General features: G+C 69.4%; 19 protein-coding genes. 8 read left to right on the top strand and 11 right to left on the bottom strand.

The window, feature by feature from the left end; translation table 11 throughout:
• Positions 1 to 146 precede the first annotated feature (146 nt).
• Complete coding sequence (locus FJ091_08090) at positions 147 to 1124, bottom strand: MBL fold metallo-hydrolase (GenBank protein MBM4383319.1); 978 nt, start codon at positions 1122 to 1124, stop codon at positions 147 to 149.
• Between the two features lie 94 nt (positions 1125 to 1218).
• On the opposite strand from FJ091_08090, the gene FJ091_08085 reads away from it, so the two are divergent.
• Complete coding sequence (locus tag FJ091_08085) at positions 1219 to 1836, top strand: glutathione S-transferase family protein (GenBank protein ID MBM4383318.1); 618 nt, start codon at positions 1219 to 1221, stop codon at positions 1834 to 1836.
• Positions 1837 to 1840: 4 nt separating this feature from the next.
• On the opposite strand, the gene dcd is transcribed toward FJ091_08085, so the two are convergent.
• Together dcd and FJ091_08075 are read right to left on the bottom strand one after the other, a co-directional pair.
• Complete coding sequence (dcd, locus tag FJ091_08080; GenBank protein MBM4383317.1) at positions 1841 to 2416, bottom strand: dCTP deaminase; 576 nt, start codon at positions 2414 to 2416, stop codon at positions 1841 to 1843.
• A gap of 3 nt (positions 2417 to 2419) precedes the next feature.
• A complete protein-coding gene (locus FJ091_08075) occupies positions 2420 to 2728 on the bottom strand; it encodes a hypothetical protein (GenBank protein ID MBM4383316.1) in 309 nt (102 codons plus the stop codon).
• 127 nt (positions 2729 to 2855) lie between these two features.
• Between FJ091_08075 and FJ091_08070 the strand changes: the two genes are divergently transcribed.
• Together FJ091_08070 and FJ091_08065 are read left to right on the top strand one after the other, a co-directional pair.
• Positions 2856 to 4127 carry an aminotransferase class III-fold pyridoxal phosphate-dependent enzyme gene (locus FJ091_08070; protein ID MBM4383315.1) on the top strand — a complete coding sequence of 424 codons (1272 nt, stop codon included), beginning with the start codon at positions 2856 to 2858 and terminating at the stop codon, positions 4125 to 4127.
• 14 nt (positions 4128 to 4141) lie between these two features.
• Entirely contained in the window at positions 4142 to 4702 is a 561-nt protein-coding gene (locus FJ091_08065; GenBank protein ID MBM4383314.1) for a DUF4935 domain-containing protein, read from the top strand.
• A 584-nt stretch (positions 4703 to 5286) separates the two neighbouring features.
• Here the strand turns inward: FJ091_08065 and FJ091_08060 are convergent.
• Positions 5287 to 6090 carry an enoyl-CoA hydratase/isomerase family protein gene (locus tag FJ091_08060; protein ID MBM4383313.1) on the bottom strand — a complete coding sequence of 268 codons (804 nt, stop codon included), beginning with the start codon at positions 6088 to 6090 and terminating at the stop codon, positions 5287 to 5289.
• Positions 6091 to 6225: 135 nt separating this feature from the next.
• On the bottom strand, positions 6226 to 7104 hold the full coding sequence (locus FJ091_08055) for an SDR family oxidoreductase (GenBank protein ID MBM4383312.1): 879 nt from the start codon (positions 7102 to 7104) through the stop codon (positions 6226 to 6228).
• Between FJ091_08055 and FJ091_08050 the strand changes: the two genes are divergently transcribed.
• The 4 genes from FJ091_08050 to FJ091_08035 all read left to right on the top strand — a co-directional run bounded on the left by FJ091_08050 (position 7103) and on the right by FJ091_08035 (position 10404).
• Complete coding sequence (locus FJ091_08050; protein MBM4383311.1) at positions 7103 to 7993, top strand: enoyl-CoA hydratase/isomerase family protein; 891 nt, start codon at positions 7103 to 7105, stop codon at positions 7991 to 7993. The genes FJ091_08055 and FJ091_08050 overlap by 2 nt on opposite strands.
• A 90-nt stretch (positions 7994 to 8083) precedes the next feature.
• Positions 8084 to 8872 carry an enoyl-CoA hydratase/isomerase family protein gene (locus FJ091_08045; protein ID MBM4383310.1) on the top strand — a complete coding sequence of 263 codons (789 nt, stop codon included), beginning with the start codon at positions 8084 to 8086 and terminating at the stop codon, positions 8870 to 8872.
• 3 nt (positions 8873 to 8875) lie between these two features.
• Positions 8876 to 9952: an aromatic ring-hydroxylating dioxygenase subunit alpha gene (locus tag FJ091_08040; GenBank protein ID MBM4383309.1), complete on the top strand. Its 1077-nt coding sequence runs from the start codon at positions 8876 to 8878 to the stop codon at positions 9950 to 9952.
• A 17-nt stretch (positions 9953 to 9969) separates the two neighbouring features.
• A complete protein-coding gene (locus FJ091_08035) occupies positions 9970 to 10404 on the top strand; it encodes a hypothetical protein (protein MBM4383308.1) in 435 nt (144 codons plus the stop codon).
• Here the strand turns inward: FJ091_08035 and FJ091_08030 are convergent.
• Positions 10388 to 10828: a GNAT family N-acetyltransferase gene (locus FJ091_08030; GenBank protein ID MBM4383307.1), complete on the bottom strand. Its 441-nt coding sequence runs from the start codon at positions 10826 to 10828 to the stop codon at positions 10388 to 10390. The two genes, FJ091_08035 and FJ091_08030, sit on opposite strands and share 17 nt — an antisense overlap.
• A gap of 45 nt (positions 10829 to 10873) precedes the next feature.
• Here FJ091_08030 and FJ091_08025 point away from each other — a divergent pair, with 45 nt between their 5' ends.
• Positions 10874 to 11338 (top strand): GNAT family N-acetyltransferase, encoded by a 465-nt coding sequence (locus FJ091_08025; GenBank protein MBM4383306.1) that lies wholly within the window; start codon positions 10874 to 10876, stop codon positions 11336 to 11338.
• On the opposite strand, the gene FJ091_08020 is transcribed toward FJ091_08025, so the two are convergent.
• The 5 genes from FJ091_08020 to FJ091_08000 form a co-directional block, all read right to left on the bottom strand.
• Complete coding sequence (locus tag FJ091_08020; protein MBM4383305.1) at positions 11317 to 11979, bottom strand: aquaporin; 663 nt, start codon at positions 11977 to 11979, stop codon at positions 11317 to 11319. The two genes, FJ091_08025 and FJ091_08020, sit on opposite strands and share 22 nt — an antisense overlap.
• A gap of 67 nt (positions 11980 to 12046) precedes the next feature.
• Positions 12047 to 12454: a hypothetical protein gene (locus FJ091_08015; protein ID MBM4383304.1), complete on the bottom strand. Its 408-nt coding sequence runs from the start codon at positions 12452 to 12454 to the stop codon at positions 12047 to 12049.
• A 5-nt stretch (positions 12455 to 12459) separates the two neighbouring features.
• Positions 12460 to 13227, bottom strand: a complete 768-nt coding sequence (locus tag FJ091_08010) for a glutathione S-transferase (GenBank protein ID MBM4383303.1) — start codon at positions 13225 to 13227, stop codon at positions 12460 to 12462.
• Positions 13228 to 13380: 153 nt separating this feature from the next.
• A complete protein-coding gene (locus FJ091_08005; protein ID MBM4383302.1) occupies positions 13381 to 14166 on the bottom strand; it encodes an alpha/beta fold hydrolase in 786 nt (261 codons plus the stop codon).
• Entirely contained in the window at positions 14163 to 14726 is a 564-nt protein-coding gene (locus tag FJ091_08000; protein ID MBM4383301.1) for a zinc ribbon domain-containing protein, read from the bottom strand. The genes FJ091_08005 and FJ091_08000 overlap by 4 nt, the downstream gene beginning before the upstream one ends.
• Positions 14727 to 14735: the final 9 nt, after the last annotated feature.

The raw sequence follows: 14735 nt of genomic DNA, 5'->3' as shown, positions 1-14735 counted from the left end.
TGGCTTGCTCCGGTAATCGGCGCGCGTGCGCACGGTCGCTTCGCGGCGGGCGGCGAGCTCTTTCATTCGAGTGAGTCTCTCGTGATTTCCTGCGAGCTCGCCGGCAGCGTGAAGAGCATGCCGTCGTCGGCGAGTACCCACTCGCCCTAGCGTGCGTCCTCGACGCCGCGCACGAACATGCGCTCCAGGAGCGCGTTCGGCGGCGGCGGCGTGAGATGGCTCAGCACGAGCAGCTTCGCGTTCGCCTCGTTCGCAACCTCCGCCGCCTCGACGGGGCTCGTGTGGTAGTCGGGGATGTCGCTCATGATCTTCGCCGCGCGCGGCCGGCTCTCTGTCGCAACTTCTTGCAGCAACTTCACGATGTGATTCGCCTGCGCCTCGTGCACGAGCACATCCACGTCCGTCGCCGCAGTGATGAGGTTCGAGCTCATGACGGTATCACCGCTCACGACGACGGAGCGCCCGAGGTAGTCGAAGCGGTAGCCGACCGCCGGTGCGATCGGCGCGTGATCGACGAGGAAGGCGGTGATGCGAAGCCCGTCGGCGTCGTGCACGACTTCGCTCGTCGCGCTCTCCGCGAACGCGATGGGCTGCGCGCTCATCACGCCGACTCCCGGAGGCATGAAGTCCGCGCCGTGATGCGCGGCGCGGTAGACGACATCGAGCGCGTACGCCTCGTTGAAGCCCGCGACGACGCGCTGCACGCCTTCAGGGCCGATCACGGTGAGCGGCGCCTCGCGTCCGTTCACCCAGCTCTGCAGGTTCCATTCACCGAGCTCGCCGATGTGGTCGCTGTGGAAGTGCGTGAGCAGCACGGCGCCGAGCTTCGGCGGCACTCGCCAACCGCCCATGCGATTCCAAGAGCCGGGGCCCACGTCCACGACCCACAGCCTGCCCGCCGCGAACACCGCCGTGCACGGGCGCGCGCGCGTCGGATGCGGCAGCGGCGAGGCGCTGCCGCAGATGAGAACGCGCAGCGCGTCGGTCGCGAACAGCGAGTCGTCCTGCGCAGCAGCGCGTGAGGCGACGCGGCGCACGAGCGCATCCTGCGCGCCTTCGCACGCAGCGAGAAGTGCGGTCATGGCGAGCAGCGCGCACGCGACGAAGGGGCGGTGAAAGCGCATCGAGGTCTCCGGGCGAGCGCCGAGATTGTGGCAGATCTGGTGCCACAAGAACGCGCGCGGTCGGCGTATCGTGCGCGATCCACAGGAGGCGATCGTGAAGCTCTACACCTACCCCGGCGCGCCCAACCCGCGCCGCGTGCACATCTACCTCGCGGAGAAAGGCATCTCGGTGCCGTTCGAGAAGGTGGACATCATGACGCGCGCGAACCGCACGCCGGAGTTCCTCGCGAACGTGAATCCGCTCGGCGGCCTGCCCGTGCTCGCCCTCGACGACGGCACGCACATCGCCGAGAGCGTCGCGATCTGCCGCTACTTCGAGGCGCTCCACCCCGAGCCGAGCCTGTTCGGCCGCACGCCCGAAGAGATCGGCCGGATCGACATGTGGAACCGCCGCGTCGAGATGACGTTCATGCAGGCCGTGGGGATGGTGTGGGTGCACGGCTCGCCCCTGACCAAGGCCGTCGTGAAGAACCAGATCGCCGAGATGGCCGATCAGGCGCGCGTGCTCGTGCGCAACGCGTTCGCGTTCTTCGACGCGCAGCTCGCGAGCCGCGCGTTCGTCGCCGGCGATCGCTACTCGATGGCCGACATCCTCGCGCTCACCACCTACGACTTCGCAGCCCAGCTCAATCAGCTGCACCCCGAGCCGTCGCAAAAGAACCTGCTGCGCTGGCACGCGGAGGTGAGCGCGCGGCCGAGCGCGAAGGCGTGAGGTGTTAGGGCGCCGCGGCTCCGGTGGGTGCGGATTGGTGTTGGAACTGAGAGTCGCTGCGGATCGGCTCGCCCTCGACGGTCTCGACGATCAGCTGGCAGATCGCCGAGCCGGGCCGGAGAACCAACGCGAACTCGCCGAGGTTGATGATCTCGAGCGCGATGGAGCCGGTGAAACCAGCGTGGATCGTCGGCGCAGTGAAGTGCACGAGCAGTCCTGCGCGCGCGAACGAGCTGCGGCCCTCGATGCGAGCGGCGAGGCCATTCCCGGAGAGGGGTAGATCGACGACCTCGATCGTTCTCCCAAGCAGAAAGCGCCCAGGTTCGAGGACCCAGCCCTCGTCAGCGATCTCGCGCCGTTCGTAGAGCGCGTCCAGCGTGGGCGTGAGCGCGCCGCGGATGTCGAGCGTGACCTGAAGACCCCTGCGCGGGATGAAGATCGTTCGCCCGAGGTGGAGGTCGACCGAGCAAGACCCGAACGGTGAGCCCCGAACCTCGGGCGTCGGCGCCGGCCGCGGATCAATTCGCAGGCGCCCCGCATCCATCGCCTCGATCAGGGCGCGATTGCTGAGCACCGTCATCGCTCACCTCGCGACCGGATCGAGCACGTCGTCCTGAGCCGCCAGTAACGAAGTGGGCACGCCGATGTTCATGCCGAACTCGACGCTCTGAACGGGCAGCGTGCAGGTCGCCTCCTCGCCGTCCTCCCGCGCGTACACGCGCACGTGCCCGATCACGGGCCTTCCGCGCTCGGGCTGCTCGCTCACGCGCACCAGGCTCTTGTCGACGAAGATCGCCGTGAGCTCGCCCTTGCCCGGCACCTCGATCCCCACCATGAACTCGCTGTCGAACATGCCCGGCCGCACCGTGCACTGAAGCCATCGCACCGCCATCGCGTTCCCCCCTCTTATGCCTCGCAGCGTAAGCTGCGCGTGTGACGGGTCCGGTCGCAGCGGGCACGATCCTACGCGACGCAGCGGTGCGATCGGTGCGCCAAAGATCGTCAAAGCGAGGTCCACGATGACGCGACGCACTTCCGCCGACGCCGCCCTTCGCGCACGCGCCGCCGCCGTGATTCCCGGCGGCATGTACGGCCACGAGTCGACCGCGCTGCTTCCCGCCGAGTTCCCACAGTTCTTCTCGCGCGCGAAGGGCGCGCGGCTGTGGGACGCCGACGGCAACGCGTACATCGACCTCATGTGCGCGTACGGCCCGAACTTGTTGGGGTACTGCGATCCCGAGATCGACGCCGCGTTCACGACGCAGCTCGCGCACGGCGATGCGATGACGGGGCCCTCGCCGCTGATCGTCGAGCTCGCAGAGGAGCTCACACAGCAAGTCGCGCACGCGCAGTGGGCGCTCTTCTGCAAGAACGGCACGGACGCGACCTCGATGGCGGTGACGGTCGCGCGCGCTCACACGAAGCGGCGCAAGATTCTCGTCGCGAAGGGCGCGTATCACGGCGCAGCCGCGTGGTGCACGCCGAACCCGATCGGCACGTTGCCCGACGACCGCGCGCACCTGATCCCGTTTGCGTACAACGACGTCGCGAGCCTCGAGCGCGCCGCGCGCGAAGCGGAGGGCGACCTCGCGGGCGTGCTCGTCTCGCCGTTCAAGCACGACGGCTTCGTCGATCAAGAGCTGCCGGCGCGCGCGTTCGCGCACGCGGTGCGCAGCGTGTGCGACCGCGCCAAGGCGCTGCTGATCATGGACGAAGTGCGCGGTGGCTTCCGTCTCTCGCGCAGCGGCTCGTGGACGCACCTCGGCGTCGAGCCCGACCTCAGCGCCTGGGGCAAGTGCCTCGCGAACGGGCATCCGCTCTCGGCGTTGTTAGGGAGCGAAGTCGCGCGCGCCGCGGCCTCGCGCATCTACACCACCGGCAGCTTCTGGTTCGCCGCCGCCCCGATGGCCGCCGCCCTCGCCACGCTGCGCCGCATCCGCGAGACGGACTACCTGGAGCGCATGCAGCGACTAGGCGCGCAACTCCGCGAAGGCCTCGCCAAAGCCGCCGCCGCGTCCGGCTACACGCTGCGCCAAACCGGCCCGCCGCAGATGCCGCAGATCTTGTTCGCGGACGACCCCGACTTCCGGCGCGGCTTCGCGTTCACTGGCGAGCTCGTGCAGCGCGGCGTGTACCTCCACCCGTGGCACAACAACTTCGTGTGCGCGGCGCTGAGCGAAGACGATGTGCGCGAGGTGTTAGGCGCAGCTGAGGAAGCCTTCGCGGTGGTGCGGCGAAGGGAGGGAACGCTGGTGCCGCATGCGCGGGTGAAGGCGATGGTTGGGGTATGAGTGTGAAATCGCTCGTGTTTATCGACACGAACATTTGGCTCGACTTTTATCGAGTGCGGACACGCGAGCGTGCGTTGTCGATCCTCGAGCACATAAATGCCGTCACCCATCATGGATTCATCTCAACGGCGCAGGTCGAGATGGAGTTCAAGAAAAACAGGCAAGCGGTGATTCTTAGTTCTTACGCGCTTGTCAAGTCACCTTCCTTTGAAGGGCTAAGCGAGTTGCCGGCGTTTCTCGCGGACTCAAAACAATCCTCGGGAGTCCGAACAACCGAGAAGAAGATTCGTCAGATGACGGCGACGATGAAGCAGAGAATCACCCGCGTGCTGCGTCAGCCCACGACACACGATGTCGTCTACCGAACGGCACAGCGACTCTTCCGCGCCGACAGCCCTTGGAATCTGAAGCGCGACAAGAAGGTGCGATTCGAGATTCGCCGACTTGCTCGGAAGCGCTTCATGCTTGGGTACCCGCCACGCAAGAGAGACGACACATCGATCGGAGATGCGGTCAACTGGGAGTGGATCGTTCGATCCGCGAGTGAGTCAGGTGATGATGTGGTCATAGTCTAGCGGGACAACGACTTCGGGGTGCAACTCGACGGAGGCATGATCATTAACGACTGGCTGCTTCAGGAGTTTCGCGAGCGAGTGAGCCGAAAGCGGAGACTGACGATGACGGATCGGCTCGCTGAGGGGTTGAGAGCGGCCGGCATCAAGGTCTCAAAGGACGAAGAGGCGGAGGAGCAACAGTTCTTGGATAACAGCAGGTCGATTGGTTCCCCCATCGGCGGCCCTTCCGTGAGGCCGGCTCAGCTGCCCTTGGGGTCGCTTGATCGAGGTGGTCTACCGGCCGGGGCACTTTGGGGCGACACACTCCGCGGGATCCAGCGCCAGATTTCTGATCCGCTCTGGCAGCAGATCTTGGAGTCTGTTCGCACTCCCACCGAGCGTGTACAAGAAGAATTGCGCCGAGCGGACATGTCGGGGCAGCTAAGGCAGATTCAAGAGACACTTAATCTCATCTCCCGTGGAGGAGTCCTCCGCGATCCGAGTGCGGCGCGCCCGCCCGCACCTACGCCCTCAGCTACCGGCGATCCAAGCGCTGCTCCTGAGTCGAGCGAAGATAGAGGGAGCGATGACAAGTAGATCCTTCCTCACTTCCCCTCGAACTTCGCCTTCTCCTTCCCCGCCATCGCCTTGTACCCAAGCTGCATGTCGTCGCTGACGAAGTTCACGCTTGCGCTCGCGGCCTCGAACTTCAGCGCTTCGGCGAGCCCACGCTCCGCCCAGTTGTTGATGGTGCGCTTGATCGTCTGCACCGCGAGCGGCGCGTTCTCGGCGATCTCGCCCGCGAGCGCGCGCACGTGGGCGAGCAGCTGATCGCGCGGCACCACTTCCTGCACGATGCCGATGCGCAGCGCGGTCTGCGCGTCGATGCGACGGCCGGTGAAGGCGAGCAGGCGCGTCCAGCCGGCGCCGAGCTCCGTAACGAGTCGCATGTCGCCGCCCGCGTCGATGCCCACGCCGACGCGCGGCTCCGGCAGTGCGAACTGCGCGTCGTCGGCGGCGATGCGGATGTCGCCCATCATCGTGAGCTCGAGGCCGGCGCCGAGGCAGTAGCCGTGCACGGCCATGATCACGGGCTGCGGCAGGTTCGCGAGCACGTGGAAGCGCTCGTGCACCCAGCGGAACTTCTCGTAGTAGTTACGGACCTTCTCCGCCGGCGAGCGGCCGGTGATGCGGTCCTCGGGCATGCCGAGGTCTACGCCGGCACAGAACGCGCGGCCCTCGGCGCGCACGATCACGACGCGCACCTCGTTGTCGAAGCGCAGCTCGTCGGCGCGCGCCGCGATCTGCCGCGCGCTCTCCCAGCTCCACGCGTTCAGCTTCTCGGCGCGATCGAGCACGAGCGTCGCGATCGGGCCCTCGCGCTCGAGTCGGATGTACGTCTCAGGCATTTGCGACTCTCCGTTCGCCTTCGGCTCACTGCGCGCGGCCTGCGCTGGCTTCGCCAGCACTGGGCCGCTTGCGCTTCCCGAGCCGCGATCTGTCGTTACATCTCTCGTGTGCTCTCGTTCCGCGCGAGTACCTAATCACTTCAGCTCGAACGCGCCTTTGCCCATCTGCGTGCGGATCGGCACGAAGTCCGGCTGGCGCATCGCGCGTCGCTGCCAGTTCGCGCCGTCGACGACCAGCGTGTGGCCGCTGATGTAGCTCGCGTACGGCGAGCCGAGGAACGTCGCGGCCCAGCCGAGCTCGCGCAGGCGGCCCGTGCGCAGCGCGGGGCAGCTCGCTTCCTCGCTCGCGCGGTCGCCGCGCCCGGGCGTCGCCTTGATCGCGGCGACTTCGTCTTCGTGCGGGAACAGGCCCGGCACGAGGCCGTTCACGCGAATGCCGTACGGGCCCCACTCGACCGCGAGCGTCTCGGTCATGTTCTTCACGCCTGCCTTCGCCGCGGCGGAGTGCGCGAAGCCGGGCCCACCGGTCCACGCATACGACGCGCCGACATTGATGATTGCGCCGCTCGTCCCCGCGGCGATGTGGCGGCGACCGAACTCGCGCGAGCAGAAGAAGGTGCCGTTCAGCACGATGTCGACGACGGTGCGCCAGCCGTTCGGCGAGAGATCTTCCGCCGGCACCGGGAAGTTCCCCGCCGCGTTGTTCACGAGCACGGCGGGGTGCGAGAACGCGAGCGCGATCTGGTCGAACGCGGTGGCGACCTGATCGGGCTGGCGGATGTCGCACGCGACGGCGATCGCCTTGCCGCCGATGCTCTCGATCGCGGCGACGCCCGCCGCGCGGTGCTCTTCGCCGCGCGAGAGGATCGCGACGTTCGCGCCGAGCCGCGCGAACTCGAGCGCGATCGCTTTGCCAAGTCCGGTGCCGCCACCTGTTATGGCGACGGTCTGCCCGGCGTAGGCGCCGGCCGGAAGTGCGTGCGCGCCGAGCGGCGGCGGTTCGGGAAGGCCCATGCGTGCTCCACTTGCGAGGGAAGGCGCAGTATCTCGCAGCGCGCGTAGACTGCGCCGCTCGCGAGGAGAAGTCGTGAGCGACACGCGCGCCATCGAGACCGGAACGCCCGAGGTCCTCTGCCGCATCGAGGCGCGCGTCGGCGTGATCACGCTCAATCGCCCCGACGCGAAGAACGCGCTCACGATGGAGATGAAGCGCGCGCTGCATCGCCTCGTTCCCGAGCTCGGCGCGAACCCCGACGTGGGCTGCGTGCTGCTCACGGGCGCGGGCGGCGCGTTCTGTGCGGGCGGCGACACGAAGCGCATGGCGAGCGAGGGCCGACCGCCGTCGCCCGAGGATCGCAAGCGCCAGCTGCGCTGGGAGCACGAGACGCCGCGCGCGCTGCATCGCCTCGCGAAGCCCACGATCGCAGCGCTGCCGGGCCCGGCAGCAGGCGCGGGCTTTGCGCTCGCGCTCGCGTGCGATCTGCGCGTGATGGCGGCGAGCGCGTTCGCGACCACGGCCTACGCGCGGCTCGGCCTCTCCGGCGATTACGGCGCGAGCTGGTTCCTGACGCGCTTGTTAGGTCCCGCGCGCGCGCGCGAAGTGATGTTCCTCGGCGAGCGCCTCTCCGCCGCCGACTGCGATCGCCTCGGCCTTGCGAACCGCGTGCTCGCCGACGCCGGCTTCGCCGAGGCCGCGCTCGACTACGCAAAGCGCATTGCCGCCGGCCCGCCGATCGCGCTGCGGTACATGAAGGACAACCTGAACCGCGCCCTAACAGACTCCCTGGAGTCGGTGCTCGACATCGAGGCGGAGCGCATGGTGCAGGGCGCTGGAACCGAGGACTACGAGGAAGCCGTGAAGGCGTTCGCGGAGAAGCGCGCGCCGGTGTTCAAGGGGCGGTAGCGATCGGCGCGCGGGAGCTTCGTCCCGCTGCGCGCCAGAAAGTCTCGAGGCGCTTGGCCGGGATAACCTGCGCAGTCTTCAGGAGTCTCCATGCCCGACGGCGCAGATGCAGTTCGCCTCTCCTACGACGGCCCGATCGCCGTCATCTCCTATGACCGCGCGGAGAAGCACAACGCGGCGAACGACGCGATGGATGCGCGGCTGTTCGCGATCCTCGGCGCGCTGCACGCGAAGCCCGGTTTGCGCGCAGTGATCTGGCGCGGCGAGGGCGCGTCGTTCTCTTCGGGGCGCGACACGACGCAGCTCGGCGTGCGCACGGAGGACATCAGCGACTTCGCGTTCATCGAGCGCGGGCACGCGGGCACACAGGCGTTCTTCACGCTGCCGGTGCCGATCATCGCGGCGCTGAAGGGCCACGTGATCGGCGGCAGCTTCGAGCGCGCGCTGCTCTGCGACCTGCGCATCGCGGGCGAGAGCGCGCGCATGCGGCTGCCAGAGATCATGCACGGCGTCGTGCCGGACTCGGGCGGAACGGCGCGGCTGTTCCAGATCGCGGGCCCCGGGCTCGTCGCCGATCTCGCCCTTACGGGCCGCGTGCTCGATGCGCAGGAGGCGCTGCGGCACGGCATCGTCTCGCGCGTCGTGCCCGATGCGGAGCTCGACGGCGCGGCCCTCGAGATGGCGCGCGCGATCGCGCGCGCGCCCGAGTTCACCGTGGCGATGTTCCTGCGCACGCTGCGCCGCATCGCGAACCCGCTGGTGCGCGAGTCGATGCAGGAAGAGTCGGTCGCGCAGGCGATGGTGTTCGCGTCGCAGGACTACGCGGAGTTCAAGCGCGCGCGCGCCGAGAAGCGCGAGCCGAAGTACCGCGGGCGCTGAGCGATGCGGGTCGCCGAGCGACTGGAACGCGCCGAGACCCTCGATCCCGCGTGTTACACGGACCCCGCGCACTACGCGCGCGATGTCGAGCGCGTCTTCCGGCGCGGCTGGATCTGCTTCGGGCGCGAGGATTGGCTGCCCGACGCGGGGGACTACTTCGCGTTCGAGCGTTTCGGCGAGCCGCTGGTCGCGGTGCGCGACGACGAGCGCCGCGTTCGCGTGCTCTCGAACGTCTGCCGCCACCGCTGGCACCGCGTCGCCGAGGGCCGCGGCAACGCGCGCGCGCTTCAGTGCAAGTACCACCTCTGGACGTTCGCGCTCGACGGCCGCTTGTTAGGGGCGCCGCAGATGGACCGCGCGGAGGGCTTCGATCGCGCGAGCTGCCGCCTCCCCGAGCTGCGCGTCGAGAGCTGGCTCGGCTGGCTCTACCTGAGCTTCGACGCGAGCGCGGCGCCGCTCGCGCCTCAGCTGTCGGGGATGGAGAAGCTCGTGGCGCCTTATCAGCCCGGGCGCATGCGCTCGCTACCGCCGCTCGAGCTCGACTCGCCGTGGAACTGGAAGTTGATGATCGAGAATTTCATGGAGAGCTATCACGTCACGAGCATCCACCCCGAGACGCTCGAGCCTGGTTTTCCGGGGGCGGTGACGTGGGGCGAGGAGAACGGCGGCGGCCCGTGGGCCGTGCTGCACAACCCGACGCGCACGGGCGAGCCGGGCGCCGCGTTCCTCCCGGTGACTCCCGGACTGAGCCACGCGCAGCTCGCCGACTTCCTCGTGTGCTGCGCGTTCCCGCTGCAGCTCTTCGCGGTAACGCCGGACTCGGCGGTTTGGTACGAGCTCCTTCCTCACAGCGCCGACCGCTTCACGCTGCGCATTCACCCGCTCGCGCCGCCGGAGGCGACGGAGGAGCAGCGCATGGGTCTCCGCAGCGCGCTCGAGGCGATTCATCGCGAAGACGTCCGCGCCTGCGAGAGCGTGCAGCAGGGGCTGCGCAGCACGCTCGCGACGCGCGGGCGTCTCTCGCACCTCGAGCGCTGCAACTGGCAGTTCCACCGCTGGCTCGAAGCTCGGATTACCTAACAATTCTGGGGGGCGCGATGCAGAAGCGAACCGCCGCGACGCTCGTGATGCATGGGCTCGTCGTGATCTTTCTCGGGCTGCTCGTCGGTTTCCCCTACGCGAGCGCGATCAACGAGAGCTGGGGCGCCGAGGCCGAGCGCGCGTGGCGCACGGCGCACCTCGAGGGCCTGTTGAACGGCATGCTCGTCGTGCTGCTCGGCGCCGCGACGCCGCTGCTGCGCTTCGCTGGCAGCGAGGAGCGCTGGTTCCGTCTCGGCGCGCTCGCGACGGGCTACGGGAACATCCTCGCCGCGACTCTCGCGGCGGCGGCGCAGGTGCGCGGTCTCGCGCCCGGCGGACCCGCGGCGAACTGGCTCGTCTACGCGCTCTTCACCATCGCGGTGGTCGGCGTGCTCGCGGCCGTGATCTTCGGCGCGCGAGCGGCGAGGCGAGCGCTCACTGCGAGTGATTAGGGCGCGGCGAAAGATGGCGCAGCATGAAAACCATGGCATGGCCGCGCGGGTAGTCGTTCACGCGGAACAGCTCGCTGAAGCCGAGCCGCGCATAGAAGGACGGTGCTTGGAAGGAGTGCGTCGAGAGCAGCAGCTGCGTGCACGCGTGCGCCTCGCCTTCGTCGATCACGCGCAGCACGAGCGCGCGGCCGAGGCCGCGGTGGCGCAGCGCTTGCTCCACCCACAGCGTCTTCAGCTCGCACATGCCGCCCCAAGTGTGGCCGAGCGCACAGCCGAGTAGACGACCTTCCTCGCCTCTTACCGTGAACGCGAACATTCCGCCGTCGGTGATGCCCGTCGCGGCCACGTTGAATTCGTAGATCAAGTCCTCGCCGCGTAGCGCGAGCTCCGGCGTCCAGGTTTCCACGCGGATCTCGTCGGCCATGCGCGCCTCCTCGCGGACCCGGCGCACGCTATCACCCGCGCCGCGATGGCTGACGAGACTTCGTACACGCTGAGGCTCATGCGCGCGGACGAGCTCGAGCTCGTGGTGGCGATGTGGACGCGCGGCAAGAAGCGCGCGCTCTGGTGGATCGCGGTCGAGCAGGCGCACACGCCCGAGGAAGACCTCGCGTTCTTCCGCGACGTGCTGTGCGCGCGCGGTGAGATCTGGCTGGCCGAGCGCGCGGGCAGAGTCGTCGGGCTCATGGCGCTTCAGGGCGATCACGTGGACCAGCTGTTCATCGACCCGGATGCGCAAGGCCGCGGCGCGGGCTCCGCGCTGCTCGATCACGCGAAGCGTCTTCACGCCGGCGGCGTTTGGCTCTTTACGCACCAACGCAACGAGCGCGCCCGCGCGTTCTACGAGGCGCGTGGCTTCCGCGCCGTCGCGTTCGGCGTGAGCCCGCCGCCCGAGAGCGAGCCCGACGTGCGCTACGAGTGGAGCCCGGGCTGAGCCTCGCTGGTTCCCCTGACAAGGCGCGTCGCGGCGACCGCGAGCGCGGCGCCGAGCAGCGGCGCGGCGACGTACAGCCAGAGGCTCGCGAGCGTTCCCGACACGAGCGCCGGCGCGAGCGAACGCGCGGGGTTCATCGACGCACCGCAGATCGGTCCCGCGAAGAGCGCGCACAGCCACACCGCGGCGCCGATCGCAACGCCCGCGAGCGGGTTCTCGCGCGGGCCCGCGGTGACTCCGAGGATCACGAACATCAGGACGAACGTGATCACCACTTCGAGCGCGAAGCTCTGCAGCTCGCTGCCCGCCGGCAACGTCGCGCCGAGCGTCTCGTGCGACGCGAACAGGAGGCGCAGCGCGAAGCTCGCGGTGAACGCGCCCACCAGCTGGCTCGCGACGTACGGCGCGACCTCGCGCGCGGGCAGCCTTCGCGCGAGCCAGAAGCCGAACGTCACGGCGGGGTTGAAGTGCGCGCCCGAGACGTCGCCGACGGCGTAGATCATGGCTGCGACCACGAGCCCGAACACGGCGGCGACACCGGGATGTGTCACCGCGCCGGTCACGTCATCGATCACGATCGCGCCGGTCCCCGCGAACACCAACGCGAAGGTGCCGACCGCTTCGGCCACGTACTTCTGCATCCCGCCTCCGCGCGTGCGATGCGGAAGCTTCCACGGCTTGCGGCGCGTCGCCGGTGAAGTTTGCGCGTCAGCGCTTCGGGACGAGCTCGATCGGAATCGCGTCGCTGCGCAGCAGCACGCCGTACCACCAATCGATCGCGCCGTTCTGCTCGCGGAACGCGTGGTCGACGGCCGCCCGTGTCGCGTCGTCGCGGTGCGGCACCGCGCGGAACGACGCGCGCACGCGGCTTCGCTCGAGGTCGACCTCGGGGTTCGCCTCGATGTGCTCGAACCAGCTGCGCCCGGGGCGGGCGGCGCGCACCCAGAGCGAGCCGCGGTGCTGTACGACCCAAAGCTCCGTCGCGTGCAGCTCGCCGGTGGCGTCGCGCGTGTAGAGCGTGCCGAGCGGGACGATCTCGCCGAGCACGTACGTCGCGAGCACGAGCGCCGGAAGAGCGAGCGCGAGGATCAGCAGCAAGCGGTGCAGACCCTTCATGCGCGCTACGCCACCGCGCACGAGGCGGGCCGGTGCTTCGCGTATTGCTGCTGCACCCACTGCACCGCGGCGTGCTTCTCGAAGCGAGCGAGGAGCTCCGCGACGCGCGCGGGGATCGGCTGCGGCTGCTTCATGTCGGGATGCTCGAGGCGCACGATCGGCGCGAGCAGCGCGGCGGTTGTTAGGTCCGCCACGCTGAACGCGTCGCCCACGATCTGCCCGCTCGGGCCCACGAGCCGCGCTACGTCGTCGAGCGCTCGCTGCGTGCGCTCGAATGCGCGCGGCACGTTCTCTGCCGTCACGCCGTTGGCTCTCGCGATCACGGGGCTCACGAGGGGAAGAAGTGCGCGGTAGACGCCGCGTTTCCAGCGCGGTTGCCCCTTGGTGAACATCGCGCACAAGTAGTCGAGCTCGGGGACGAGCGCCGAGAAGACGACCGTGCGCACCGCGGGGCCGACTTCCTCGTCGAGCTCGCGCTGCAGCTCGAGCGCGCGCTCGCGCTGCACGGGATCCGCGGGGTAGAGCGCGCGCTGCGGGAACTCGCGCTCGAGCGCATCGATGATCGCGGCAGAGCCGGGAATCACGCGCGCGCCCATCTGGAGCACCGGTGTCGCCTGCTGGCGCGAGAGTCGCTGAATCTGCGGCGCGTGCGGGCCGGGCAGGTACGGAATGCGCGTGTGCGCGAGCCCCTTCCAATCGAGCGCCCAGCGCGCCTTCTCGTTGTAGTGCGACGACGGAAACATGTGCAGAACGAGCGCGGGGGCGTTCGTCATCGAGACCTCGGCGGGCGCAAGCGGACGCATCATGCCACGAGCGGACGCGAGCGAACGCAAACGGCGGCCCCGAAACCGTCGCGATGGCACAAAGGGGTCAGACCCCAAGTGGCCGATCGCGGTGCAACGAAATGGGGTCAGACCCCGCGCGCGTCAGCGCGGGCTGGTTCCGAGCACGCCTGCGCTCACCGGCTGCGGCTCGCTCGCGAATCGGCCTTCGCGCAGGAACGCGATCACCTGCGCGTGCACATCGGGTTTGCGGCGGATCGAGGAATGGGTGGCGTCGAGCGCGATGAAGTCGGCCATGCCCGGCAGCTGCGTGCTCGCCACGGACACGGCGCCGTCGCTCTCGCCAGCCACGAGGCTCACGTCGAGCGGGTTGACGCTACGCGTGCCCGCGATCACGCCCACCTCGTAGTGCGGCGGCGGCAGGGTGCGTGCGAAGCCCTCGGGGTCGGTGCCGAGCGCCGCGATCGCAGGCACGAGCTCGGCGGCGCTCGCGCTCGCTTCGCGCGCGAGGTCGCCGTACTCGCTGCCGTTGTTGGGCGGCGCGAGCATCACCACGCGCCCGAGGTTCGGCAGCGCGCGCTCCGCGAGCAGCGCGCGCACGAGCAGGCCGCCGAGCGAGTGCGTCACGAAGTGCAGCTTCTCGGCGCGCGCGCAGCAGGCGTCCACCTGCGCCGCGATGTCCGTAACAAGCTCGGCCGGCGCCTTCGCGAGCGACGGGTACGCGAGGTTGTGCACGCGGTAGCCCGCGCCCGTGAGCGCGTCTTCGAGCGGACGCATCGCGCGATCCGTGCGGCCGAGGCCGTGCAGCAGCACCACGTCCTCGACGCCGCGCGCGCCCGGCGGCGGGGGCGCGGGAGGTTCCCTGAGGAGCGCGAGCAGACCGATGAGCGCTGCGAACGAGATGAACGCGGCGCCGAGCGTCTGCCTCACGGGCGATATCCGCAGTGCCCGCAGTGATCGGCCGCCGGCTCGACGCCCTGGCCGCACTGCGGACACGCGACCTGCAGCTCCGGGAACTCGAGCCCGCACGAGGCGCACGCCGCTGCGCCGACCGCGACCGGCTCGCTGCAGCCCGGACACGCCTCGATGATGCCGACCTCGCCGGCGCTGCCGGAGTCGGGAACCACGTCGGCGATCCACGCTTGATGCACCCGGACCGCAGCCTGCGCGTCGTTCGCATCGACGTAGAGCGCGAGGCGCGCGGGCGCGCCCACCGCGGCGCGTCGCGACGTCGCAGCGCCCAGGTTCTGGCCCGGCGGATCCGTGTCGATCGCGCACTCGATGCCCGCAGTCGTCAGGCGCTCGGCGAGCTCGCGCAGCTCGCTCACGTCGCCAGCGCGGAGCATCACGGCTTCGCGCAGCTCACCTGCGGGCGCAGCGCTCGCGGCCGGCGTGCTCTCGCCCGGCGCGCGCAGCGGCACGCGGCAATCGGGGCACAGCTCGACGTGCGGAACGAACTCGTCTCCGCAGCTCGGGCAGGTCTTGAACATCGCGGCTCC

It is taken from the genome of Deltaproteobacteria bacterium (assembly GCA_016875395.1).
Taxonomy (GTDB): domain Bacteria; phylum Myxococcota_A; class UBA9160; order UBA9160; family UBA6930; genus VGRF01.
This window is presented reverse-complemented; position numbering and strand designations above follow the sequence as displayed.

What these genes read in the sequence shown, in the direction of transcription:
- FJ091_08050 (MBM4383311.1), top strand. Translation starts at nt 7,103, where the DNA reads ATGCGTGCTCCACTTGCGAGGGAAGGCGCAGTATCTCGCAGCGCGCGT.
- FJ091_08040 (MBM4383309.1), top strand. Translation starts at nt 8,876, where the DNA reads ATGCGGGTCGCCGAGCGACTGGAACGCGCCGAGACCCTCGATCCCGCG.
- dcd (MBM4383317.1), bottom strand. Translation starts at nt 2,416, where the DNA reads ATGACGGTGCTCAGCAATCGCGCCCTGATCGAGGCGATGGATGCGGGG.
- FJ091_08075 (MBM4383316.1), bottom strand. Translation starts at nt 2,728, where the DNA reads ATGGCGGTGCGATGGCTTCAGTGCACGGTGCGGCCGGGCATGTTCGAC.
- FJ091_08060 (MBM4383313.1), bottom strand. Translation starts at nt 6,090, where the DNA reads ATGCCTGAGACGTACATCCGACTCGAGCGCGAGGGCCCGATCGCGACG.
- FJ091_08020 (MBM4383305.1), bottom strand. Translation starts at nt 11,979, where the DNA reads ATGCAGAAGTACGTGGCCGAAGCGGTCGGCACCTTCGCGTTGGTGTTC.
- FJ091_08035 (MBM4383308.1), top strand. Translation starts at nt 9,970, where the DNA reads ATGCAGAAGCGAACCGCCGCGACGCTCGTGATGCATGGGCTCGTCGTG.
- FJ091_08000 (MBM4383301.1), bottom strand. Translation starts at nt 14,726, where the DNA reads ATGTTCAAGACCTGCCCGAGCTGCGGAGACGAGTTCGTTCCGCACGTC.
- FJ091_08070 (MBM4383315.1), top strand. Translation starts at nt 2,856, where the DNA reads ATGACGCGACGCACTTCCGCCGACGCCGCCCTTCGCGCACGCGCCGCC.
- FJ091_08055 (MBM4383312.1), bottom strand. Translation starts at nt 7,104, where the DNA reads ATGGGCCTTCCCGAACCGCCGCCGCTCGGCGCGCACGCACTTCCGGCC.
- FJ091_08090 (MBM4383319.1), bottom strand. Translation starts at nt 1,124, where the DNA reads ATGCGCTTTCACCGCCCCTTCGTCGCGTGCGCGCTGCTCGCCATGACC.
- FJ091_08025 (MBM4383306.1), top strand. Translation starts at nt 10,874, where the DNA reads ATGGCTGACGAGACTTCGTACACGCTGAGGCTCATGCGCGCGGACGAG.
- FJ091_08030 (MBM4383307.1), bottom strand. Translation starts at nt 10,828, where the DNA reads ATGGCCGACGAGATCCGCGTGGAAACCTGGACGCCGGAGCTCGCGCTA.
- FJ091_08015 (MBM4383304.1), bottom strand. Translation starts at nt 12,454, where the DNA reads ATGAAGGGTCTGCACCGCTTGCTGCTGATCCTCGCGCTCGCTCTTCCG.
- FJ091_08010 (MBM4383303.1), bottom strand. Translation starts at nt 13,227, where the DNA reads ATGACGAACGCCCCCGCGCTCGTTCTGCACATGTTTCCGTCGTCGCAC.
- FJ091_08045 (MBM4383310.1), top strand. Translation starts at nt 8,084, where the DNA reads ATGCCCGACGGCGCAGATGCAGTTCGCCTCTCCTACGACGGCCCGATC.